18 protein-coding genes, 2 tRNA genes and 1 pseudogene are annotated in these 21,294 nt (G+C 63.9%); 8 read left to right on the top strand and 13 right to left on the bottom strand.

Annotated features, from left to right (window positions below; all coding sequences use genetic code 11):
* Positions 1 to 64: 64 nt before the first annotated feature.
* From fumC to P3T18_RS24705, 5 genes are all read right to left on the bottom strand, one after another.
* Positions 65 to 1,465, bottom strand: a complete 1,401-nt coding sequence (gene fumC / locus P3T18_RS24685) for a class II fumarate hydratase (RefSeq protein ID WP_429302976.1) — start codon at positions 1,463 to 1,465, stop codon at positions 65 to 67.
* A gap of 13 nt (positions 1,466 to 1,478) precedes the next feature.
* A complete protein-coding gene (locus P3T18_RS24690; RefSeq protein WP_429302603.1) occupies positions 1,479 to 3,155 on the bottom strand; it encodes a phospholipase D family protein in 1,677 nt (558 codons plus the stop codon).
* Between the two features lie 278 nt (positions 3,156 to 3,433).
* Positions 3,434 to 4,393 carry a ketopantoate/pantoate/pantothenate transporter PanS gene (gene panS, locus P3T18_RS24695; RefSeq protein ID WP_429302604.1) on the bottom strand — a complete coding sequence of 320 codons (960 nt, stop codon included), beginning with the start codon at positions 4,391 to 4,393 and terminating at the stop codon, positions 3,434 to 3,436.
* Between the two features lie 455 nt (positions 4,394 to 4,848).
* A complete protein-coding gene (locus tag P3T18_RS24700; protein ID WP_429302605.1) occupies positions 4,849 to 6,261 on the bottom strand; it encodes an MATE family efflux transporter in 1,413 nt (470 codons plus the stop codon).
* A gap of 193 nt (positions 6,262 to 6,454) precedes the next feature.
* Positions 6,455 to 6,673, bottom strand: a complete 219-nt coding sequence (locus P3T18_RS24705) for an RNA-binding S4 domain-containing protein (protein ID WP_011489423.1) — start codon at positions 6,671 to 6,673, stop codon at positions 6,455 to 6,457.
* 337 nt (positions 6,674 to 7,010) lie between these two features.
* Between P3T18_RS24705 and P3T18_RS24710 the strand changes: the two genes are divergently transcribed.
* The 3 genes from P3T18_RS24710 (at position 7,011) to P3T18_RS24720 (ending at position 10,126) form a co-directional block, all read left to right on the top strand.
* Entirely contained in the window at positions 7,011 to 7,445 is a 435-nt protein-coding gene (locus P3T18_RS24710; RefSeq protein WP_429302606.1) for a hypothetical protein, read from the top strand.
* A gap of 58 nt (positions 7,446 to 7,503) precedes the next feature.
* Positions 7,504 to 7,764, top strand: a complete 261-nt coding sequence (locus P3T18_RS24715) for a hypothetical protein (RefSeq protein ID WP_429302607.1) — start codon at positions 7,504 to 7,506, stop codon at positions 7,762 to 7,764.
* 196 nt (positions 7,765 to 7,960) lie between these two features.
* Positions 7,961 to 10,126 carry an ATP-dependent helicase gene (locus tag P3T18_RS24720; RefSeq protein WP_429302608.1) on the top strand — a complete coding sequence of 722 codons (2,166 nt, stop codon included), beginning with the start codon at positions 7,961 to 7,963 and terminating at the stop codon, positions 10,124 to 10,126.
* A gap of 45 nt (positions 10,127 to 10,171) precedes the next feature.
* Here P3T18_RS24720 and P3T18_RS24725 read toward each other — a convergent pair whose 3' ends face one another.
* The 8 genes and pseudogenes from P3T18_RS24725 to fdxA form a co-directional block, all read right to left on the bottom strand.
* Positions 10,172 to 10,942 carry a DUF4088 family protein gene (locus tag P3T18_RS24725; RefSeq protein ID WP_429302609.1) on the bottom strand — a complete coding sequence of 257 codons (771 nt, stop codon included), beginning with the start codon at positions 10,940 to 10,942 and terminating at the stop codon, positions 10,172 to 10,174.
* Between the two features lie 251 nt (positions 10,943 to 11,193).
* Entirely contained in the window at positions 11,194 to 11,517 is a 324-nt protein-coding gene (locus P3T18_RS24730; protein ID WP_429302610.1) for an AzlD domain-containing protein, read from the bottom strand.
* Positions 11,518 to 11,675: 158 nt separating this feature from the next.
* A pseudogene (locus P3T18_RS24735) lies at positions 11,676 to 12,350 on the bottom strand (AzlC family ABC transporter permease); the annotation flags it as partial.
* Between the two features lie 296 nt (positions 12,351 to 12,646).
* Positions 12,647 to 13,474, bottom strand: a complete 828-nt coding sequence (locus P3T18_RS24740) for an AraC family transcriptional regulator (protein WP_429302611.1) — start codon at positions 13,472 to 13,474, stop codon at positions 12,647 to 12,649.
* Positions 13,475 to 13,647: 173 nt separating this feature from the next.
* Complete coding sequence (locus P3T18_RS24745; RefSeq protein ID WP_429302612.1) at positions 13,648 to 14,124, bottom strand: CreA family protein; 477 nt, start codon at positions 14,122 to 14,124, stop codon at positions 13,648 to 13,650.
* A 242-nt stretch (positions 14,125 to 14,366) separates the two neighbouring features.
* A tRNA-Asn gene (locus P3T18_RS24750) sits at positions 14,367 to 14,442 on the bottom strand.
* 62 nt (positions 14,443 to 14,504) lie between these two features.
* A tRNA-Asn gene (locus P3T18_RS24755) sits at positions 14,505 to 14,580 on the bottom strand.
* Between the two features lie 116 nt (positions 14,581 to 14,696).
* Positions 14,697 to 15,020 carry a ferredoxin FdxA gene (gene fdxA, locus P3T18_RS24760; RefSeq protein ID WP_020069367.1) on the bottom strand — a complete coding sequence of 108 codons (324 nt, stop codon included), beginning with the start codon at positions 15,018 to 15,020 and terminating at the stop codon, positions 14,697 to 14,699.
* Positions 15,021 to 15,289: 269 nt separating this feature from the next.
* On the opposite strand from fdxA, the gene pncB reads away from it, so the two are divergent.
* The 5 genes from pncB (at position 15,290) to P3T18_RS24785 (ending at position 21,266) form a co-directional block, all read left to right on the top strand.
* The gene (gene pncB / locus P3T18_RS24765) at positions 15,290 to 16,486 is read left to right on the top strand and encodes a nicotinate phosphoribosyltransferase (protein WP_429302613.1); all 1,197 of its coding nucleotides are present in this window, start codon (positions 15,290 to 15,292) and stop codon (positions 16,484 to 16,486) included.
* Between the two features lie 115 nt (positions 16,487 to 16,601).
* On the top strand, positions 16,602 to 17,264 hold the full coding sequence (locus P3T18_RS24770) for a LutC/YkgG family protein (RefSeq protein WP_429302614.1): 663 nt from the start codon (positions 16,602 to 16,604) through the stop codon (positions 17,262 to 17,264).
* A gap of 64 nt (positions 17,265 to 17,328) precedes the next feature.
* A complete protein-coding gene (locus P3T18_RS24775) occupies positions 17,329 to 18,777 on the top strand; it encodes a sodium:proton antiporter (protein ID WP_429302615.1) in 1,449 nt (482 codons plus the stop codon).
* Between the two features lie 54 nt (positions 18,778 to 18,831).
* Positions 18,832 to 19,821, top strand: a complete 990-nt coding sequence (locus tag P3T18_RS24780) for a 2-hydroxyacid dehydrogenase (protein WP_429302616.1) — start codon at positions 18,832 to 18,834, stop codon at positions 19,819 to 19,821.
* Complete coding sequence (locus P3T18_RS24785; protein ID WP_429302617.1) at positions 19,818 to 21,266, top strand: DNA recombination protein RmuC; 1,449 nt, start codon at positions 19,818 to 19,820, stop codon at positions 21,264 to 21,266. Before P3T18_RS24780 ends, P3T18_RS24785 begins: the two co-directional genes overlap by 4 nt.
* The last annotated feature ends 28 nt before the right edge of the window (positions 21,267 to 21,294 follow it).

A 21,294-nucleotide genomic window follows, 5' to 3' on the forward strand; every position in this document is an offset into this window, starting at 1 on the left:
TACGGCCGGCCGGCGACATGACGTGGACTTTCGCATCATGTCGCCACGGCGGCGCGTGCGAAGATCAGCCGGCCGTGTTGCCGACCATGTCCTTCGGTATGACCCACTCGTCGAACTGCTGCTCGGTGACGTAACCGAGCGCCAGCGCCGACGCCTTCAGCGTCGTACCTTCCTTGTGCGCTTTCTTCGCGATCTGCGCGGCTTTGTCGTAGCCGATGTGCGGATTGAGCGCCGTCACCAGCATCAGCGATTCATTGAGCAGCGTGTCGATGCGCTCGTGATTCGGCTCGATGCCGACCGCGCAGTTGTCGTTGAAACTCTGCGCGCCGTCCGCCAGAAGACGAACCGATTGCAGCACGTTATGCGCGATCATCGGGCGGAACACGTTGAGCTCGAAGTTGCCGCTCGCGCCGCCGATATTCACCGCGACGTCGTTGCCGAACACTTGCGAGCACAGCATCGTCAGGGCTTCGGACTGGGTCGGATTGACCTTGCCCGGCATGATCGAGCTGCCCGGTTCGTTTTCCGGGATCGACAGTTCGCCGAGTCCGCAACGCGGCCCGCTCGCCAGCCAGCGGATGTCGTTGGCGATCTTGTTCAGACTCGCCGCCACCGTCTTCAACGCGCCGTGCGCGAACACCAGCGCGTCGGCCGCGGCCATCACCTCGAACTTGTTGGGCGCCGAGACGAACGGCAGGCCGGTCTGCTTGCCGATCGCGGCCGCGACCTTATCGGCGAATTGCGGATGCGCGTTCAGGCCGGTGCCGACCGCCGTGCCGCCTTGCGCGAGTTCGTACAGATGCGGCAGCGCCGATTCCACGTGACGGATGCCGTGATCGAGCTGCGCGACATAGCCGGAAAACTCCTGACCGAGCGTCAGCGGCGTGGCGTCCTGCAAATGGGTCCGGCCGATCTTGACGATGCCGGCGAACGCGCGGGCCTTGCCGTCGAGCGTGTCGCGCAGCGTCTTGAGCGACGGCAGCAGATGCTTGACGATGGCATAGGCCGCGGCCACGTGCATGGCGGTCGGGAACACGTCGTTGGACGACTGGCCGCGATTGACGTCGTCGTTCGGATGCACCTTGCGCGATTCGCCGCGCTCGCCGCCGAGCAGTTCGCTCGCCCGATTCGCGATGACCTCGTTCAGGTTCATGTTGGTCTGCGTGCCCGAGCCCGTTTGCCAGACAGCAAGCGGGAATTCGTCGGGATGCTTGCCTGCGATGATCTCGTCGGCGGCCTGGATGATCGCCTTCGCCTTGCTTTCGTCGAGCACGCCCAGACCGTGATTGACTTCCGCGGCGGAGCGCTTGATCACGGCGAGCGCAGTGATCAGTTCGGGCGACTGCTTCTCGGTCGAGATGCGGAAATTCTGCAACGAGCGCTGGGTCTGCGCGCCCCATAAACGAGCGTTCGGCACGGCGATTTCACCGAATGTGTCACGCTCCATTCGTACGTCTTCAGTCATCATCCACTCCGCTTCAAAGTTCTGCGTTGACAGGCAATAAGGAGAATAGTCCTGTTAGCGCGTTACGGTACAAGCCCGCTTGAGGATCGAAAATGTAGGTGCGGCGCACGCCGTTTTCTTCGTCGCTCCAGACGAGCGGCGAGAGCGGCGCGCCGATTGAGCGCAGATAGGCGATCTGTGCGTCGTCGGCGAGCGTGACGCGATAGCTTTCCTGCGGCGCGGTGGCGCGCGCGAAGATTTGCGCGACCTGTTCGGCGAGCACCGGGCTATGAATCACGAGCGCGAGTTCGGTGTTCAGATTGGCCGAGCGCGGGTCGAGATTCATCGAACCGATCACCAGAATCTTGTGGTCGATCACGTAGGTCTTGGCGTGCAGACTCGCGCGCGAACGCGAGCCCACGAAACTCGCGCGCGGCGGTTGCTGGTCCGGCTTGAATTCGTACAGTTCGACGCCTTGCTGCAGCAGCGGCACGCGGAACGGGCTATAGCCCGCCTGCACGGCGACGGCGTCGGTGGCGGCGAGCGAATTGGTCAGGACAGCGATGCGCACGCCGCGCCGCGTCAGTTCGCTCGCCGCCTTCACGCCGGATTCGTGCGGCACGAAATAAGGCGAGATGATCAGGAAGTCTTTCTGCGCGTCTTTCATCAACTCGCCGAGCCGCTGCATGGGCGGACTCACGTAATCGGGCGACGGATGCTCGATCTTCTCCGGCAGGTCGGCCTTGAACTCCGCGGGCGCCCAGGTCAGCGCGAGTTGATCTTTGGCGATCTGCGCGGCGAGCGGCGTGGCGTTCAGGGGTTTCGCGTTGTACGGATCGGCATTGGTGCGCCAGTGTTGCCGCAGATCGTCGCGCGTCTGGTCGAGTTCTTTCGCGTCGAATTTCTGTTTGTTCAGCGCGCGCAACGGATAGGAAATGCTGCTGTTCCAGTAGTCGTCGAAGCTGGCGGAAACGTCGGCGGTGATCGGACCGGCTGCGAGCACGTCGAGGTCGCGGAATTGCAGCGTCTCGCTGGCGCTGAAATATTCGTCGCCGAGATTGCGGCCGCCGACGATCGCCAGCTGGTTGTCCGCGATCATCGCCTTGTTGTGCATGCGCCGCGTGAAGTGGCCGATCTGCGTGAAGAGATTCGTGGTGCGCTCGAACACGCCTTCCTGCGCGCTGCCGAACGGATTGAACACGCGGATCTCGATCTTGTCGTGCGAGTTCAGACCCGCCATCACGCGGTCGATGTCCTTGAAGTTCAGATCGTCGACCAGCATGCGCACGCGCACACCGTGGTCGGCCGCATAGAGCGCGGCACCGAGCAGCAGCTTGCCGGTGGTGTCTTCGTTGGCGATGTAGTACTGCATGTCCAGCGTCTTTGTCGCGGCGCGGGCGAGCGCGATGCGCATCTGCAAGGCGTCGGTGCCGCTCGACAGCACACGGAAGGCCGACTGTCCCGGATGCGCGGCTTCGAGCGGCGCGAGCGCGTTGTGCAGCGGATTGGTGTCGGTAGCGGGAAGGGCGTGGGTGACCGGACGGTCGAAGGCGGTGGCGGGTGGCTTGGTCGCGCAGGCGGTCAAACATGCCGAAGCAAGGCAGAGCAGAAAAAACTGCTTCGTTGTACTCCAGGTCGATCGGCTCAGGTGCGCGCGTCGCACGCGCTCGTATTGCGTTGTAGTCTGGTTTTGATCTTGATACCCCGGCACGCTGTTTTCTCCCTTGATGGCAGGCTTCTCATCGCGCGGATCCAGACGTCGTACGCGCTGGCGAGAAATGCATTCTAAGGGGAATTGAGGGAAGGGGCGGTCGAGCCGTGTCGGGCTGCGTCTTCATTCATGTCAGGCTTTCGGATCGCGGCCTTGAGAGCAAGGTGCGATGCCGATGCGCTGCGAGAAGTGTCCATATGCGGTGTCCGTGCGCGGGCGGCGCGCACGGAGCCCAGAGAAGGCCGCGGACTGCGAAAGCCCGGCGGCGTGCGAGCCGCTTAGCCGCGCTCGGCGTTCAGCGAGCGCTGACCGTCCGGATGGGTGGAACCCTTCGCCGGGCGGCCGGCCCAGTAGCCCGCGAGCAGCGAGCCGGACAGGTTGTGCCACACCGAAAACAGCGCGCCGGGCAAGGCCGCGATCGGCGTGAAGTACAGCTTGCCGAGCGTCGCGGCGAGTCCGGAATTCTGCATGCCGACTTCGATGGCGAGCGTACGGCACACGGCTTCGTCGAAGCCGAGCAGCTTGCCGCCCCAGTAGCCGCCGAGCAGGCCGATGCCGTTATGCAACACCACGCCGACCATCACCACCAGACCGACGGAAGCGATGCTCTTCTGCGTGCCGCCCACCACCGCGCCGATGATCAGCACGATCGAAATCATCGAGATCAGCGGCAGGATCGGCTCGACCTTGCGCACGGCCTTGTTGAAGAAATGATTCACCACGAGGCCGACCACGATCGGCAGTGCGACGATCTGCAGAATGCTCATCAGCATGCCGTGCACGTCGACCGCAATCGAGGCGTCCACGTAAAGGCGCGTGAGCAGCGGCGTCGCGAACACGCCGACGAGGGTCGAAAGCGCGCTGATCGTCACCGAAAGGGCGACGTCGCCGCGCGCCAGATAGATCATCACGTTCGATGCTGTGCCGCTCGCCACGCTGCCGACGAGCACCATGCCGGCGGTGAGATCGGGCGGCATGCGCAGTGCCTTGGCGATGACCCAGGCGGCCAGCGGCATGACGAGGTAGTGCAGCACGATGCCGGCGATCACCGGAGCGGGGCGTGTGAAGACGCGCTGGAAGTCGGCGACCGACAACGTCACGCCCATCGACAGCATGATGATCGTCAGAAGGGTGGTGACGTGCGGGGCAATTCCGGAGAACGAGGCGGGCGAACAATACGCGGCGATCGAAACGAGCACGGCCCAGAGCGGAAACAGGCGGGTGACGCGGGCAAGCATGACGGGTGGTCCTTGATTGTGTTTATAGCGAGAAGACAGGTCGGTCGAGCGGCGCGGCATGTGAGCGGCGCGCCCGGAAGCGTGTTGCGTAGTGCGGCAATGCACGCTGGCGGCGGATGGGGCAGCGGGCGGCGCGGACCTTTATGAGGTGCGCGGATGGCGTCGCGCGATACGCGCAGGCAAGCCGGACGCGCATTTTACCGTTGACGGCGGGCGGGGCGGGAAATCGGCGGCCGTGAGCGGCGGAGGATAGCGCGGAAAAGCGTCGGCACAAAAAAAGAAACCCGCGCCGTGCGCGGGTTAAACCCATTCAGAGTATGTCAAGGAGACATGACTCATCGTAACGCGGCGCGCGCGGCCGGCAAACCAATCATCTCTGCTTTGCTTAGCGCGTGGCGCGCTTTCGCGCTGCGACTTTGCGTCCTGTTTTTGCGTTCGGCTTTTGCATTCGACCGTCACGCGGAACCGGCGGTCGGCGTGGACGCGCTGCTCACGCCGCGCCGCAGACTCAGTTTGTGAAAGCGCAGGGTCATGAGCAGCGCGACACTCGCGAGACCGGCCGCCAGACCCCACCACAGCCCGCGGGCGCCGAGGCCGAAGTGAAACGCAAGCACGTAGCCGGTCGGGAAGCCGATCGCCCAGTAACCGAAGGTTGCAGCGATCATCGGCACGCGTGTGTCTTTCAGACCGCGCAGGCAGCCGGAACCGACCGTCTGCATGCCGTCGACGATCTGGAAAATTGCCGCCACGCCGAGCAGCGAACTGGCGAGCGTCACGGTGGCCGCGTTCGCGGGGTCGTCGAGATGCAAGTAGAGGCCGACGATCCAGTGCGGTGCCGCGATCAGCACGATGCCCGACAGCGTCATGAAGCCGACGCCCAGCGCCAGCGCGACGAAACCGGCATGGCGGGCGGCGAGCGGCTGCCCGGCGCCGGACCAGTAGCCGACCCGAACATTGGCCGCCTGACCGATGGCGAGCGGCACCATGAACGCCACCGAGGCGACGTTCAGCGCAATCTGATGCGCGGCCAGTTGCGATTCGCCCAGCAGGCCGACCATCAGGCCGGTAGCGAGAAAGAGCGTGGATTCGACGCCATACGTAATGGCGACCGGCCAGCCGATGCCGAACAGTTCGCCCATCAGGGGCACGTTCGGCCGCGTGGCGACGACGAAATGCCGGTAGCGCGGCCGGAAATGCAGCAGGGCCATCAGCACGAGCGCGCTCAGCCAGACCGTAATGGAGGTGGCGGCCGCCGAGCCGAGAAAGCCCAGCCGCGGCAAACCGTAGACACCGTGGATCAGCCCGTAGTTGAGCAGGCCGTTGACCACCACGCTAACCAGCGACACCCACAGCAGCCGCTTGGCCGCGCCGATTGCCGGCAGGAACGAGCGCATCAGTCCGACGCCGATCAGGCTGCCCAGCGATCCCCAGCGCAGCACCGCCGCATATTCGCCGACGTTGTGCGCGAGCAGCGCCGGCTCGCCGAACGCCAGCAGGATGGGCGTGGCGAACGAGAGCAGGAAGAACGCCGGCACCGACAGCAGCACCGACAGCACCAGACCCGTCCAGTAGATGTGCGGCACACGCCCCTCGTTCTGCGCGCCGCGCGCGTGCGAGACGCTTACGCTGACCGAGGTCAGCACGCCCTGCAGCAACGTGACCACCACGAAGAACAGGTTGGCGCCGAGACCGCCGGCCGCGAGCGCGTCGGCGCCCAGCGAGCCGAGCAGGATCGTGTCGGTGACGCCCATGGCCATCTGCGACAACTGCGCGATCGCGAGCGGCGCGGCGAGCCTGGCGGTGTCGGCGGCGTGGCGGGTGAGGGTCGGCGGCCGGGCGGCGACCCGGGTGAAGCCGGATTGAGTCATGGAAGGGTAAGGCTCGCCGGATGCGAGCGGCGGCTGTCAGCCGGTTGTCGGTTCGATCGAAGCTGACAGCTTATTGCCTTCGTCAGGCAATGTCGATGGAGGAAGCACGATTCTGGTGCGTACTGTCCTGCGATTTTCCGGAGTCGGCGGTTGGACGCGGGCGGCGTCTCTCCGCGTATGCGCCTCGCGGTCGTCAGGCTTCGTGCACGGCAATGCGCGTGTCGCCGAGCAGCACGACCTGGCCTGCGCGGATTTTGCAGGTTTTACGCGTTTCGACACGGCCGTCGACCGTGACCGCGCCGTCGGCGACCATCATTTTCGCCGAGCCGCCGCTGTCCGCGAGACCCGTTATCTTCAGGAGATTGTGCAGTTCGACGTAGTCGCCGGTCAGGGTGAAATCGAGGTTGGGCATGGCGTTTGCACCTTCAGGCAAAGGGTTCGCATCATAAGCCACAAGCTTGCCCTGGATGAAAGTCGCGTGCGCGGGAAGATCGGCACAGGCAATTGCAAGCAGGTGTTATGCAAGTGTTATGCAATTGTCGGAAAGTGAAACGTTCCGTAACACTGGTCGTTTCTCACGATTTTCCCTCTTAAAGTGGATTCCAGCAGGAAAGCTTGCTGGTTTTCCAGTGACAGGGATGCCGGGCGCCTCACGTGAACAACGTGAATGACCGTGGAACAGCGGAACACACCACGCGCCACGATCCATCGAGCGCTCGCGACACAACAAACTTAGAGAGGATTAAGCCATGACCCAGATTCGCACACTCCTGATCGGTACCGCTTTGACCGCCTTTGCCGCTACGGCCGCCATGGCGCAAACCACCCAGCCGGACGCCGCGATGTCGGCGCAGGTTCAGGCTCCGGGCGCGGCGCCGGCCGCACCGGCCGCTCAAGGCGTGACGCCGGCACCGACCCGCCTGACGGCGTCGGGTTCGACCGATCCGCTGGTGCAGAAGCGCGACGCGAATGCTCAGGCCAACGCCGACTATCGCACGTCGAAGAAGGCATCGAAGGCGGAATTGAAGGATCAGCAGAAGGCCGCCAAGTCGCAATACAAGCAGCAGGTGCGTGACGCCAAGATCAACCAGAAGGCGGACAAGCAGACTGCCAACAACGAAATGAAGATGAACATGCAAGGTCAGGCGGGCGACCAGACCGACGGCGCGGACGTGAAGCACTAACGTGACGCACTGACACGCGCCGGCAGCGGAATCGCTCCCGTCAATCAAGGAGGTACGCATGACTCGCCAAAAATCGATGAGCAGGATCTACGCCGCGCTGATTGCCGGTTGTCTGTCGACCATGGCTTTCGCGCAGGCTAGCGACCCGGCCGCCGCGCCGGTGACGCACGCCGACAAGAAGGCCGCGAAGGAGCAATCGAAGGCCGACAAGAAGGCGTCGGTGGCGCAAGCCAAGGCCGACAAGAAAAAGACGGACGCTCAGGCCGACGCCGACAAGGCGAACGCGGACGCCAACGTGAAGGACGCCAAGAAGCAGTAAGCCGGCTGACGGCCCTCGCTGCCGAATGGAACCGTGGCCCGGTGCGCACCATGCGCCCCGGGCCATTTTCATTGGTGGGCAGGACGCCGACGTCACGCAGAAAAAAGGGTCGCTTGTCGGCGAGGGTTGTATGGATATACAGTATGCGTCGCTGTCTCCCCAACCCGGTCGAAGACTTTCTCACGCTCAATCCACTGTGCTTCCAGTCGCCGAATCTCCGCCGCCGTCCGCTTCGCCTGCATCGCCCGACGCGGCCGAGGCGGCCGACTGGCTGGCCAAGCTCAACGAAGCACAGCGCGAAGCCGTCGAATACGGCGCGGACCGTCCCGGCGAGCCGCCGGGCGCACTGCTGGTGATTGCCGGCGCGGGCTCGGGCAAGACCAACACGCTCGCGCATCGTGTCGCCAATCTGGTGGTGAAGGGCGCCGACCCGCGCCGCATCCTGCTGCTCACGTTCTCGCGCCGCGCAGCGCTCGAAATGACGCGGCGCGTCAGCCGCATCGCGGGCGCCGCGCTCGGCGCGCGAGCGGCGCTGGCGCAGGGCCTGACGTGGTCGGGTACGTTTCACAGCGTCGGCGCGCGACTGTTGCGCGAATACGCCGATCTGATCGGCCTTGCCCCCGCGTTCACCATCAACGACCGGGAAGATTCCGCCGATCTGATGAATCTGGTGCGTCACGAACTCGGTTTGTCGGCGAAGGAGCGGCGTTTCCCGGCCAAGAGCACCTGTTTTGCCATTTACTCGCGCGTGGTCAACACCGGCGCATCGCTTACCCACGTGCTGGACCAGGCGTTTCCGTGGTGTCGCGAATGGGAAGCCGATTTGCGCATGCTTTTCGCGTCGTACGTGGACGCCAAGCAGAAGCAGAGCGTGCTCGATTACGACGACCTGCTGCTGTACTGGTCGCACATGGCGGCGGAACCGGCCATTGCCGCCGATCTGTCGGCGCGCTTCGATCACGTGCTGGTGGACGAGTATCAGGACACCAACCGCCTGCAGGCGTCGATCCTGCTCGCGTTGAAGCCGGACGGCTGCGGCCTGACCGTGGTCGGCGACGACGCCCAGTCGATCTACTCGTTTCGCGGCGCCACGGTTCGCAACATTCTCGACTTTCCCTCGCACTTCGATCCGCCGGCGCGCCAGATCACGCTGGAGCGCAATTACCGTTCGACCGCGCCGATTCTGGCGGCGTCGAACGCGGTCATCGAACTCGCCAGCGAGCGCTACACCAAGAATCTCTGGACCGACACGGCGTCGGCGCAGCGCCCGCGCCTCGTCACGGTCGCCGATGAAGCGGACCAGGCGCGCTATATCGTCGAGCAGGTGCTGGAAGCGCGCGAGCAGGGCATGACGCTGAAGTCGCAGGCGGTGCTGTTTCGGGCCGCGCATCACAGTGCCGCGCTGGAGATCGAATTGACCCGGCGCAACATTCCGTTCGTGAAATTCGGCGGCCTGAAGTTTCTCGACTCGGTGCACGTCAAGGACGTGCTCGCGGTGCTGCGCTGGGCGGAGAATCCGCGCGATCGCGTCGCCGGGTTCCGGGTCGTGCAATTGCTGCCGGGCGTCGGTCCGGCAACGGCGGCCAAGGTGCTGGACGAGGTCGTGGCCCGCGCGCTCGCGGGCGAAGCGGCCGAGTTCGGTGAAAACGCCGGTCATGCGCTGGCCGCGTTCGCCCCGCCCGCGCGGGCGCAGGAAGACTGGCATCCGTTCGTCAAGCTGATGTCGAGTGTGTACGGACGGCAGACGCCATGGCCGGCCGAGTTCGAGATGGTGCGTCGCTGGTACGAGCCGCATCTGGAGCGCAATCACGAAGACGCGGCCATCCGTCATGCGGACGTGTTGCAGATGGAAAGCATCGCGGCCACGTATCCGACGCGCGAGCGCTTTCTGACCGAGTTGACGCTCGACCCGCCCGACGCCACCAGCGACGAATCCGGCGTGCCTCTGCTCGACGAAGACTATCTGATCCTCTCGACGATCCACTCCGCGAAAGGTCAGGAGTGGCGCAACGTGTTCGTGCTGAATGGCGTCGACGGCTGTATTCCGTCTGATCTGGGCACGGGCACCGAGGAGGAAATCGACGAAGAGCGGCGCCTCTTATACGTGGCGATGACGCGTGCGAAAGAGGATCTGCATATCGTCGTGCCGCAGCGTTTCTACGTGCACAACCAGACGCATATGGGCGACCGTCACGTGTGGGCGTCGCGCACGCGTTTCATTCCGGCGCATCTGATGCCGCTGTTCGATGCCTACGCGTGGCCGCGCGTGCCGGTGCCGAGCGCGCCCACGGCTACGGGGCTGGCCGCCGCGGCGCGCGCGAAGCTCGAGATCGGGGCGAAGCTCAGGAAGATGTGGGACTGAGTGCTGCCTGGTTGAATGCGCACGGCGCGGGCCGCGCGCCGTGGTTCAGCGCGACTGGCGCTGCTGTTGCTGCTGGGTGACCGGACGCGGCGGCACGAAGAAATTGCGCAGCCACGCGGCGAGGCGCGAGAACACGTCGTACGGTTCTTCGACGAAGATTTCCGGCTTCAGCAGGCGCAGATATTCCATGATCTGCTGGGCTTCCTGCTTCTGGATCGAGCCGTGCGAAATGCCCAGACGCAGCAGACCGCGCAACTCGCCGAGCTTTTCGCGCGCGGTGCTGCCCACGCCCGTCTCGCAGGCCACCTTGGCTTCGTACACGCGCTGGCGCAGCGATTCCACGAGCCGCCAGGCGGGTGTCTGCATGACTTCTTCCAGCGCCTGAATGTCTTGAGACGCGCTCTTGATCTGCGCCGCCAGCGGGTCGATCAGCACGGCGTCGCCTTCCGCTTCCTTCACGATGGCAGCCGCCCAGTCGCGGCACTGCTTCGCCAGTTCTTCCGGCGTCCACTCTGCGCGCGACGCGAAACCGAAGCCGAACTCGCCCGCCTGACGCATCAGGATCGCGACGACATCCGGAAACTCCTTGTCCAGCGTGCGTTTCGCCCACGCGTACTGACCACCCTGCAACATCCGCTGAACCGCGTGTTCGGTCAGCGGCACCATATTGTCGAGCAGCTTGGCGCGCAAGAAGTCCTCGAACGAGGGCGTCGCGAACTGCGGGTCGAGCTTCAGCGAGACCCGCAGAAAGGCGTCGAAATCCTTGCGCAGCGTCGCAATGGTCTCGTCTTTGAGTGTGAGGGTGATTTGACCCATGTGTTATCCCGTTTGGTCCTCCCGCGCGGCATGATCGTGTCGTCCGATGGCGCACGGACCCGCGAGACACGACGCCGATGCCGGCGCGCTTGATTCCTGCCTGTTGCCGCATAACCAGCGGGACGTATCCCGACGAGCGGACCTCGACTGCATATCGGCGGATTGGAAGGAAACTTGAGGGATGCGGTCTGATCGCCGTCAGGTTTAGAGGCGGACCTCGGCGCCGGCGAGGAGGCCGGCGCCGGTGCGGATCATTTGAGTACGAGACCTTGCCAGGCAAAGAACACCGCGAGGCCGACCGCGATGGTCAGCAGCGGGCGCCGGGTCAGCGCGCTCACGGCGATAGCGGCCAATGCGCCGACCAGTTGCGGATTGCGCCAGGTCAGTTCGGCGCCGTTTGCGTGCGGCGAGACCGCCATCGGCACGATGATCGCCGTCAACACCGTCACGGGGACGAAACCGAGCGCCGTGCGCACCAGCGGCGGGAATACCAGCCGATCGCCCAGGACGAAAACGGCTGCGCGAATCACCCAGGTGATGGCCGCCATGCCGAGGATCAGGACGACGTAGTTCATTGCGAGGCTCCGGCGGCGCGGGTGGTGTTGTTGGCGGTGCGGCCGGCGTTGTGGCTCAGGTTGTGCTCCGCGCCGCGGCTGTTTTCCCGCAGTTCACGCGGCGATTTCCCCGCCGTTTCGCGTGCGGTGGATTGCGCGTTTTCCGGCGGGCTGGAGGGCGTGGCCGAGCGGTCGCCGCGCGCGCCGTCGCGCCGCAGCCACGGCGAGGACAGCAGCACGCCCACCGCCACGCCGGCGAACACTGCGCCGAGCAGCCCGAGCTTGTAGGGCCATGCCTGCCAGAAAAAGGCCAGTGCGCCCGCCGTGACGGCCGCCGCGATGTAGCGCAACGCGACCAGTTGCGGCACCACGATTGCGATGAAAGTGGCGACCATGGCGAAATCCAGCCCGAGCGACTGCAGGCCTGGAAAGGCTGCGCCGAACAGCAGACCGGCGATGGTCCAGATCTGCCAGTTCAGATACATGGCGACGCCCGCGCCGAAGAAATAGTGCGGACCGACCGTGCCCGGCTCGCGATGCCGGTAATGTTCCCACGCGACCGCGAAGACTTCGTCCGTGAGCAGTGCGCCGAGCGCCCAGCGCCAGCGCGCCGACAGATGCGCGACGTGCGGCGCCAGCGTCGCGCTGTAGAGCACATGACGCAGATTGACGACGAGCGTCGTCGCCCAGATCACCGCGAAACTCGCGTGACCCGCGATCAGTCCGAGCGCAATGAATTGCGCCGAGCCGGCGAATACGACCAGCGACATCAACTGACCATGCCACAGTTGCAGCGGACCGGACGCGACGAGCGTGCCGTAGATGACGCCAAAGGGCGCCGCACCGACCATCATCGGGATGATGTCGCGCGCGCCGGCGGTGAATGCTTTTAAGCGGCCGTTGCTTTCGTGCCGGCCGGAGATGGAATGGGTCAATCTTGCCTCCTTGGTACGGGAAGCATAGCGGGCGGGGGGCGGAGGGGCTTGTACGTTCTTGCGGAGGGGGAGGGTGGAAGCCGGGAAGCCGGGAAGTTGGAAAGTTGGAAAGCCGGCAAACGGCAAACGGCCAGCGGTGACGCTGGAGATAGAGAAAGCGGGAAAGCGAGCTAAACGCCAAGCCGCAAACTCCTGCAACACCCTTGGCGCTCGCCTCAATTGCTCTGCCAGCGCCCTGGCGGAACGCCGAACATGCGTCGGAAGTGGCGCGTGAAGTGGCTTTGATCCGTGAATCCACTCGCTGCCGCCACTTCGGTGACGGAGACGCCGGCGCGCAACGGCCCCAAGGCGCGCTGCAGGCGCACCTGGTTGCGCCACGCGTGCGGCGGCATGCCGGTGGCCTGAGCGAATAGCCGCGCCGCGTGAAACGCTGAAAGACCGGCCGCACGCGCGATTTCTGCAAGTGTGACGGACGCCGTGAGATCGCCCGTCAGACATTCCTGCATCGTGGCGACGCGCACGTCGTCGGTGGCAAGGCGGGCCGCTTCCGGTTGAGTCTGCGAATAGCGCGCGAGCAGCGTCGACAGTGCGTCGAGCATGGCAGCTTCGCCGGCCAGCGGATCGCCTCCGGATTCGAGCAGGCGGTGGGCGTGCATCAGACGCTGTGCCAGATCGATATCGCGGATCACGCCCGGCTCGAACCACGGCATGTCGCACGGCTTGCCGGCGATTTCGTCGGCGAGATCGCGGATGTAGTCCACCGGCGCGTAGATCACGCGATACCGCCAGCCGTCCTCGATCGCTTTCGAACCCGTGTGCAACTCGCCGGGATTGATGATCGGAATGCTGCCCGCCTCGGCGACATAGTTCGAACCGCGATACCGATAGCCCTCGGCGCCGGCCACGATCACCGGGATCGTGTAGGCGTCGTGCCAATGCGGCGAAAATTCGTGGTCGCGATATTCGGCGGTGAGCAGGTCCGCGCCGGGCAGAAGCGGCGTGCGCCAGTAGCGGGCGGAGTCCTGAAAGCGATGGGCGGTCATGTCGAAGATCGTGGCGCTGCGGCGGTTCTGCGGTCCTGAGTGACGGTGATTCGGCTCGATGGCGATACGACGCCTAGCGGTTCCCGGCGTCGGAATGGTCAGTTTAGCGCGCCCCCGCGGCACTGGGGGCTACGCCTGAACCGTCCGCCTGCGCGTTGGCCGCGAGCGGCGGATTACTTGACCGGAATCGTCGTGCCGGACGGCATCGGCACCGCGGTCACGCTATTTTTTGCGCTGCCGCTGACTACGCGATCGCTGTAGGTCATGTACACGAGCGTGTTGCGTTTGGCGTCGACGACACGCACCACATGCAGCGACTTGAAGATCAATGACATGCTGACCGAGAACACGTCCGACTGTTTCTTGACCGGTCCGGTGAAGCTGATCGCGCCGACCTGGCGGCACGCAATCGACGCTTCGGTCGGATCTTCGGCGATGCCGAGGGTGCCTTTGACGCCGCCCGTGCGCGCCCGCGACACATAGCAGGTGACGCCTTGAACCAGCGGATCGTCATAGGCCTCGACGACCACGCGGTCCGAGCCGGTGACGCGGAAGTTAGTGTTGACGCTGGCGACTTCTTCGCTGTGAGCCGAAGACATCAGCACCGCGCCGGCGGCCGCAAACGCAATGAACGACAGGGTGAATTTCATAGGATCGCCGATGATGAACGGACTGGCGGAGCGCGAGGCGTCCGGGGAAACGCCATCGTATAACGCGCGGCTCCAAATGATCCGATCCGCCGACAGCATTCGAAAGACGCCGACGCGCCCCAAGCAGACTTTCTCACGTGCCACCAGCCATGCGCCGACAAAATGCCGGCACGCGTGAGTGCGACGCAAAACCTGCGACGCAAAACAAAAAGGCCCGCACGAATGCGGGCCTTCTAAAATTTTGGCTCCTCGACCTGGGCTCGAACCAGGGACCTACGGATTAACAGTCCGGCGCTCTACCGACTGAGCTATCGAGGAACAGCAGTACAACTTGATCTACATAAAAAAGCCCGTAGTGATTAACGGGCTTTTGCAATTCTTGGCTCCTCGACCTGGGCTCGAACCAGGGACCTACGGATTAACAGTCCGGCGCTCTACCGACTGAGCTATCGAGGAACAGAACAACAAACAGCAGAGAAGCGAAATTGTAGGAGGAGCTAAACCGCCTGTCAATACCCTGTGTTCATCTCGTTAGGAACGAATGCAACAACAGGGGACAGGCCGCGCGCCGTTTAACGGGCGAGCAGCGCCAGCTTTTCCTTCACGTCCTTGAATTCGTCGGCTTCCGGCAGCGGTGCCTTGGTCTTGGTGATGCTCGGCCAGTTCTTTGCGAGGTCGGCATTCAGCTCGATGAAGTTCTGCTGGTCGCCCGGCACGTCTTCTTCAGCATAAATAGCATTCACCGGGCACTCGGCCACGCACACGGCGCAGTCGATGCATTCGTCGGGGTCGATCGCGAGGAAGTTGGGACCTTCGCGAAAGCAGTCCACCGGGCACACATCGACACAGTCGGTATAGCGGCACTTGATGCAGCTTTCGGTCACAACGTGAGTCATTCAGGCAGCTCCTGCATGCGGTATCTGGGGAGGCGCAAACGCCAAAAGCGCTATTGTATCGTAACGTCAAGAGGCGCATGTAGCTGCGCGCAGCCGCTCTTATATGTTTTCGTGATTAGTTTATGGCACCGGCCACGAGGCCCGCGGCGGCGCGCTGACATTGGACGCATTCGGGTAACATGCGTCAAGTCGACGCGCACGGGGCGCGCCGCATGCGCAAGGGTTGAGTCCGGCCTTTTCCGTTTTTCCGCAGTCCAGTTCGCACCATCATGATTATTACTTCGCTGCTCGACACCGATCTGTACAAGTTCACGATGATGCAAGTGGTGTTGCATCACTTTCCCGCCGCGAATGTCGAATACCGGTTCCGTTGCCGCACGCCGAACGTCGATCTCGTGCCGTACATTGCCGAGATTCGCGACGAAGTCCGCAAGCTGTGCGAATTGCGTTTTACCGACGACGAACTCGACTACCTGCGGCGCATGCGCTTCATCAAGGGCGACTTCATCGAGTTTCTCGCGCTGTTTCATCTGAACGAGAAATACATTTCGATCGAGCCGTCGCCGAAAGGCAATGGCGAAATCGACATCGAGATCAAAGGACCGTGGCTGCACACGATCCTGTTCGAGATCCCGATGCTCGCGATCGTCAACGAGGTCTACTTCCGCAATACCCAGCAGAAGCCGGACTACAGCGAAGGGCGCGGCCGTCTGGTCGAAAAGATTGCGCTGCTGGGCGCACGCCCCGAATTCGCCGACTGCAAGATCGCCGACTACGGCACCCGCCGCCGCTTCTCCAAGCAGTGGCATGAGGAAGTGATCCTCACGCTCAAAGATGGCCTCGGCGAACAGTTCGCGGGCACCAGCAACGTCTATTACGCGATGAAGCACAGCCTCACGCCGCTCGGCACGATGGCCCACGAATATCTGCAGGCCTGCCAGGCGCTCGGTCCGCGGCTGCGCGATTCGCAGATCTTCGGCTTCGAGATGTGGGCGAAGGAATATCGCGGCGACCTCGGCATCGCGCTCTCGGACGTGTACGGCATGGAAGCCTTCCTGCGCGACTTCGACATGTACTTCTGCAAGCTGTTCGACGGCGCGCGTCACGATTCGGGCGACCCGTTCGACTGGGGCGAGCGCCTGCTCAAACACTACGAAGCGAATCGCTGCGACCCGCGCACCAAGATTCTGGTGTTCTCCGACGCGCTCGATATTCCGAAGGTGCTGCAACTCTACGAACGCTTCCGCGGCCGTTGCAAGCTGGCGTTCGGCGTCGGCACCAACCTGACCAACGACCTCGGCTACAACCCGCTGCAGATCGTCATCAAGATGGTTCGGTGCAATGGCCAGCCGGTCGCGAAACTGTCGGACTCGCCGGGCAAGAACATGTGCGACGACAAGGCCTATCTCGCCTATCTGCGTCAGGTATTCGGCATCGCGCAACCCGAGGAAGCGCCCGGCAAATAGTTTGCCCGCAGCACGCCGTGCGCGGCAATAGCCCGTTCGGCCAGGGTGTTCGCGCACGGGGTCGCCGGTATAATCCTTGGCATATCGCACGGCTGCCGACACGAGGATTTCGCCTATGGACACATCGACTGCCCGCCGCAACATCCTGGCGCGCATCCGCGCGGCGCAAGGGCGCGAGCCCGAGCCGTCCGCTTCCGAGCGCGCGGCCGCCACCGATTATCTAACGCGCCATCCGCAAGGTCCGCGTCCGGACATGCCGGCCGACCTCACCGCGCGCTTCATCGAAGAAGCGCTGAAAATGTCCACCACGGTAGACACCGTCGAGTCGTTGAACGACGTGCCTGCCGCCACCTACCGCTATCTCGATCAACACGCTTTGCCGCTGCAGGCCATCGCATGGCAAACGCTGCAAGATCTGCCGTGGGCCGAAGCGGGCCTCGGCGTTGAATTCCGCAAGCCGCGCGACGGCGACGTAGTCGGCCTCACGGGCTGTTTCTGTGCGACGGCGGAAACCGGCACCCTGGTGCTTCTGTCAGGTCCAGAGACTTATGCGTCGGCGGGTCTGCTGCCGGAAACGCATATCGCGATCGTCCCGGCTTCGCGAATCGTCGCCGGGCACGAAGACGCGTTTGGTTTGATCCGCAGCGAACGCGGCGAACTTCCGCGGGCGGTCAATTTTGTCTCCGGACCTTCGCGTACCGGCGATATCGAACAAACCATCGTGCTTGGCGCACATGGACCGTATCGGGTTCATGTGATCGTCGTGCGTGGCGCCTGAGCGGGGCGGGCCGGCGCGTCTTAACCGGCGCGCTCCGGCTCGCTGCATCGAGGAAATCAACAGGATGAAACGACACGCCGTACCGGCGCGCATGGCGCATGCCGCCGCGCTGAATCTCGCGCTGATCTTTGCATTGACGATGTGGGCGCAGCCGGCTTCGGCGGCAACGCTCGACGGCGCGTCGCTGTCGGCGCTGTGGGGTTTGCCGTTCGCGGGCGTGTTGTTGTCGATCGCCGTGTTTCCGTTGATCGCGCCGGCGTTCTGGCATCACCATTTCGGCAAGATCGCGGCAGCGTGGGCGTTGCTGTTTCTCGTGCCGTTCGCGTTCGTGTTCGGCGCAGGCATCGCGTTCGGCACGTTCATCCATGCGCTGCTCGAAGAGTACATACCCTTCATCGTGCTGTTGACCGCGCTCTACACCGTAGCGGGCGGCATTTGCGTACGCGGCAATTTGCGCGGCACGCCCGCGCTGAACACGGCAATCCTCGCGCTCGGCACTGTGCTTGCCAGCATCATGGGCACGACGGGCGCCGCCATGCTGCTGATCCGTCCATTGCTGCGCGCCAACGACAACCGCAAGCACGTCGTCCACGTCGTCGTGTTCTTCATTTTTCTGGTGGCGAACGCGGGTGGTTCGCTTTCGCCGCTTGGCGATCCTCCGCTCTTTCTCGGCTTTCTCCAGGGCGTCGATTTTTTCTGGACGACCACGCATCTTGCATTGCCCATGCTGTTCATTTGCGGCGTGCTGCTCGCGGGTTTTTACGCGCTCGATTCATACTATTTTCGACATCGGGAAGAGCAGCGTTCGCCCTTTCTCGATCCCACGCCGGATTCGCCGCCGCTCGGCATCGACGGCAAGATCAATTTCCTGCTGCTGGCCGTGGTCATCGCGCTCGTGCTGATGAGTGGACTCTGGAAGCCGGGTGTGATGTTCGACGTGTTCGGCACACATGTGGCATTGCAGAACGCCGTGCGCGATATCGCGCTGATCGGCGTGAGCCTGCTCTCGCTTGCGATCACACCGCGCGCCGCGCGCGCCGGCAACGACTTCAACTGGGCGCCGATCGAAGAAGTCGCCAAACTTTTCGCCGGTATCTTCGTGACGATCGCGCCGGTCATCACGATCTTGCGCGCGGGAGAAGCGGGCGCTTTCGCAGGCATCGTCCATCTGGTCAACGACGCGGCTGGGCAGCCGCACGACGCGAGCTACTTCTGGGCGACCGGCCTGCTATCGTCCTTTCTCGACAACGCGCCGACCTATCTGGTGTTCTTCAATCTGGCCGGCGGTAACGCACAAACGCTCATGACCACCGGCGCCACGACGCTGGCGGCCATCTCGGCGGGTGCCGTGTTCATGGGCGCGAACAGTTATATCGGCAATGCGCCCAATTTCATGGTCAAGGCGATTGCAGAATCTCGCGGTGTTCGCATGCCGAGTTTCTTTGCGTATCTGGGTTGGTCCGGCGCGGTGTTGATGCCGCTTTTTCTCGTCACCGCCTGGCTTTTTTTCTAAGCTGATTGACGGCGCCGAGGCAACTGAACTCGACGCGCTATTCGGAGAATTGCAATGCAGAAGATCCTTGTTGCCCGCCCGATCTTTCCCGATGTGGTCGAACGGCTCAAGCAGTACTTCGACGTGGAATGGAACGAGGGCGAAGTGTTGTCCGCGGATGAACTCACACGCCGTCTCGCCGACAAAGACGGCGCCTTGACCGCGGGTGATCCGGTCGGTCCGTCGCAGCTCGCCGCAGCGCCGCGTTTGCGCGTGGTGTCGAACATGGCGGTGGGTTACAACAACTTCGACATGGCGGCATTCAATGCGTCGAACGTGCTGGGCACCAACACGCCGGACGTGCTCAACGAGTCGACGGCAGATTTCGGTTGGGCGCTGATGATGGCCGCCGCGCGACGCATCGCGGAGTCCGAACACTGGCTGCGTGCGGGCAAGTGGCAGAAGTGGTCGTACGACGGCTTTCTGGGTACGGACCTGTACGGCTCCACGCTCGGCGTGATCGGCATGGGCCGCATCGGCCAGGCGCTGGCACGCCGCGCCAGGGGTTTCAACATGCAGGTCATCTATCACAACCGTTCGCGCGTCTCGCCGCAAATCGAGGCCGAGCTGAACGCAGAGTACGTCTCGAAGCCGGATCTGCTGCGTCGCGCAGACCACGTGGTGCTGGTTTTGCCGTACACGCGCGAGAATCATCACACCATCGGCGCGGCCGAACTCGCCGCGATGAAGCCGACCGCCACGCTCACCAACATCGCGCGCGGCGGCATCGTCGACGACGCGGCGCTCGTCCAGGCTTTGCGCACGAAGCAGATTGCCGCCGCGGGTCTCGACGTCTATGAGGGCGAGCCGAATCTGAACCCCGACTTGCTCAGCGTGCCGAACGTGGTGCTGACGCCGCATATCGCGAGCGCCACCGAAGCCACGCGCCGCGCCATGGCGAATCTCGCCGCGGACAATCTGATTGCCGCCTTGGGCGAAGGTCCGAATGCGGGCAATCCGCCGAATCCGGTCAACCCTGAAGTCATCGGCCGGGCGCGTTCATGACCATGATTCTCGTGGCGGCCGTCGCGGTGCTGGCGGTCGCCCTGGTTATCGCATTGGCGTTGCTGATTCGCGCGTCGGGTCGCGAGGCGGACAGCGAGCAGTTCGAGATTCTCGCCGAGCGTATCGACGCCGCGGCCGACGCGCAGTCGCACGCCTACGAGAGGCTCGAGCGGCAGTTGCGCAACGATATCGCCGAGACGGCGCGTGTCTCGCGTACCGAGCAGAGCAGCGGCTTCGCGCACTTTCAGCAAACGCTCGCTTCGCAGTTCAGCAGTATGACGACGGTTCAGGCGGGCAAGATCGACGGCTTCGCGCAACAACTCGACGTGGTGCGTCACGGTCTGCAACAGCAGGCGCAAATGGCGCGTGACGAACAGTCCCGCACGCTCAAACAGTTCGGCGAAACGCTCACGCTGCAACTCGGGCAACTCACCGAGGCCAACGACCGGCGCTTCGCCGAAGTGCGCGCGACCATCGAGCAGCGTCTGAAAGACATCGAGGCGAACAACTCGACGAAGCTGGAAGAAATGCGCCGCACCGTCGACGAGAAGTTGCACGCCACGCTGGAACAGCGTCTGGGCGAGTCGTTCAAGCAGGTGTCCGACAGGCTGGAGCAGGTTCATCGCGGCCTGGGCGAAATGCAGACGCTTGCCGCCGGTGTCGGCGATCTGAAGAAAGTGCTCACCAACGTGAAGACGCGCGGCACGTGGGGCGAGGTTCAACTCGAAGCGCTGCTGGAACAGTTGCTCACGCCCGACCAGTACGCGAAAAACGTCGCGACGATACCGAAGAGCGGCGATCGCGTGGAGTTCGCCATCAAGCTGCCGGGTCGCGCGGAGCCGGGCGGCGCGAGCACACCGGTGTGGCTGCCGATCGACGCAAAGTTTCCGCGCGAAGACTACGAGCGGTTGATCGACGCGCAGGAACGTGCCGACCCTGTCGCGGTGGAAGAAGCTTCGCGCGCGCTCGAAGCGCGAATCCGGGCCGAGGCGCGCACGATTGCGGAGAAGTATGTGTCGCCGCCGCACACCACGGATTTTGCGCTGCTGTTTCTGCCGACCGAAGGGCTGTACGCCGAGATCCTGCGTCGTCCTGGCCTGACGGATATGTTGCAACGCGACTATCGCGTGACGATCGCCGGTCCCACTACGTTGACCGCATTGCTCAACAGTTTGCAGATGGGTTTCCGGACGCTTGCCATCGAGCAGCGTTCGAGCGAAGTGTGGCAGGTGCTCGGCGCGGTGAAAACGGAATTTGGCAAGTTCGGCGACGTGTTGGCGAAGACCAAAGCGCAACTCGAAACCGTCACGCGGTCGATCGAAGCGGCGGAGACACGCACGCGAGTCATGAACCGCAAGCTGCGCGACGTCGAGGCGTTGCCGGGCGACGAGGCGAGTGGGTTGCTCGGAGATGCTCTAGCCGGTGTGGACCCCGACGAGTCCTGAAGCGATTCAGTTCAGCGCGGACGGGCCG

The sequence above is a fragment of the Paraburkholderia sp. GAS199 genome, assembly GCF_050436585.1.
Taxonomy (GTDB): Bacteria; Pseudomonadota; Gammaproteobacteria; order Burkholderiales; family Burkholderiaceae; genus Paraburkholderia.

Excerpts from the sequence above, each read along its gene's own strand:
- fumC (WP_429302976.1), bottom strand. The coding sequence starts at position 1,465 with ATGACTGAAGACGTACGAATGGAGCGTGACACATTCGGTGAAATCGCC.
- panS (WP_429302604.1), bottom strand. The coding sequence starts at position 4,393 with ATGCTTGCCCGCGTCACCCGCCTGTTTCCGCTCTGGGCCGTGCTCGTT.
- P3T18_RS24700 (WP_429302605.1), bottom strand. The coding sequence starts at position 6,261 with ATGACTCAATCCGGCTTCACCCGGGTCGCCGCCCGGCCGCCGACCCTC.
- P3T18_RS24705 (WP_011489423.1), bottom strand. The coding sequence starts at position 6,673 with ATGCCCAACCTCGATTTCACCCTGACCGGCGACTACGTCGAACTGCAC.
- P3T18_RS24710 (WP_429302606.1), top strand. The coding sequence starts at position 7,011 with ATGACCCAGATTCGCACACTCCTGATCGGTACCGCTTTGACCGCCTTT.
- P3T18_RS24715 (WP_429302607.1), top strand. The coding sequence starts at position 7,504 with ATGACTCGCCAAAAATCGATGAGCAGGATCTACGCCGCGCTGATTGCC.
- P3T18_RS24725 (WP_429302609.1), bottom strand. The coding sequence starts at position 10,942 with ATGGGTCAAATCACCCTCACACTCAAAGACGAGACCATTGCGACGCTG.
- P3T18_RS24730 (WP_429302610.1), bottom strand. The coding sequence starts at position 11,517 with ATGAACTACGTCGTCCTGATCCTCGGCATGGCGGCCATCACCTGGGTG.
- P3T18_RS24740 (WP_429302611.1), bottom strand. The coding sequence starts at position 13,474 with ATGACCGCCCATCGCTTTCAGGACTCCGCCCGCTACTGGCGCACGCCG.
- P3T18_RS24745 (WP_429302612.1), bottom strand. The coding sequence starts at position 14,124 with ATGAAATTCACCCTGTCGTTCATTGCGTTTGCGGCCGCCGGCGCGGTG.
- fdxA (WP_020069367.1), bottom strand. The coding sequence starts at position 15,020 with ATGACTCACGTTGTGACCGAAAGCTGCATCAAGTGCCGCTATACCGAC.
- pncB (WP_429302613.1), top strand. The coding sequence starts at position 15,290 with ATGATTATTACTTCGCTGCTCGACACCGATCTGTACAAGTTCACGATG.
- P3T18_RS24770 (WP_429302614.1), top strand. The coding sequence starts at position 16,602 with ATGGACACATCGACTGCCCGCCGCAACATCCTGGCGCGCATCCGCGCG.
- P3T18_RS24775 (WP_429302615.1), top strand. The coding sequence starts at position 17,329 with ATGAAACGACACGCCGTACCGGCGCGCATGGCGCATGCCGCCGCGCTG.
- P3T18_RS24780 (WP_429302616.1), top strand. The coding sequence starts at position 18,832 with ATGCAGAAGATCCTTGTTGCCCGCCCGATCTTTCCCGATGTGGTCGAA.
- P3T18_RS24785 (WP_429302617.1), top strand. The coding sequence starts at position 19,818 with ATGACCATGATTCTCGTGGCGGCCGTCGCGGTGCTGGCGGTCGCCCTG.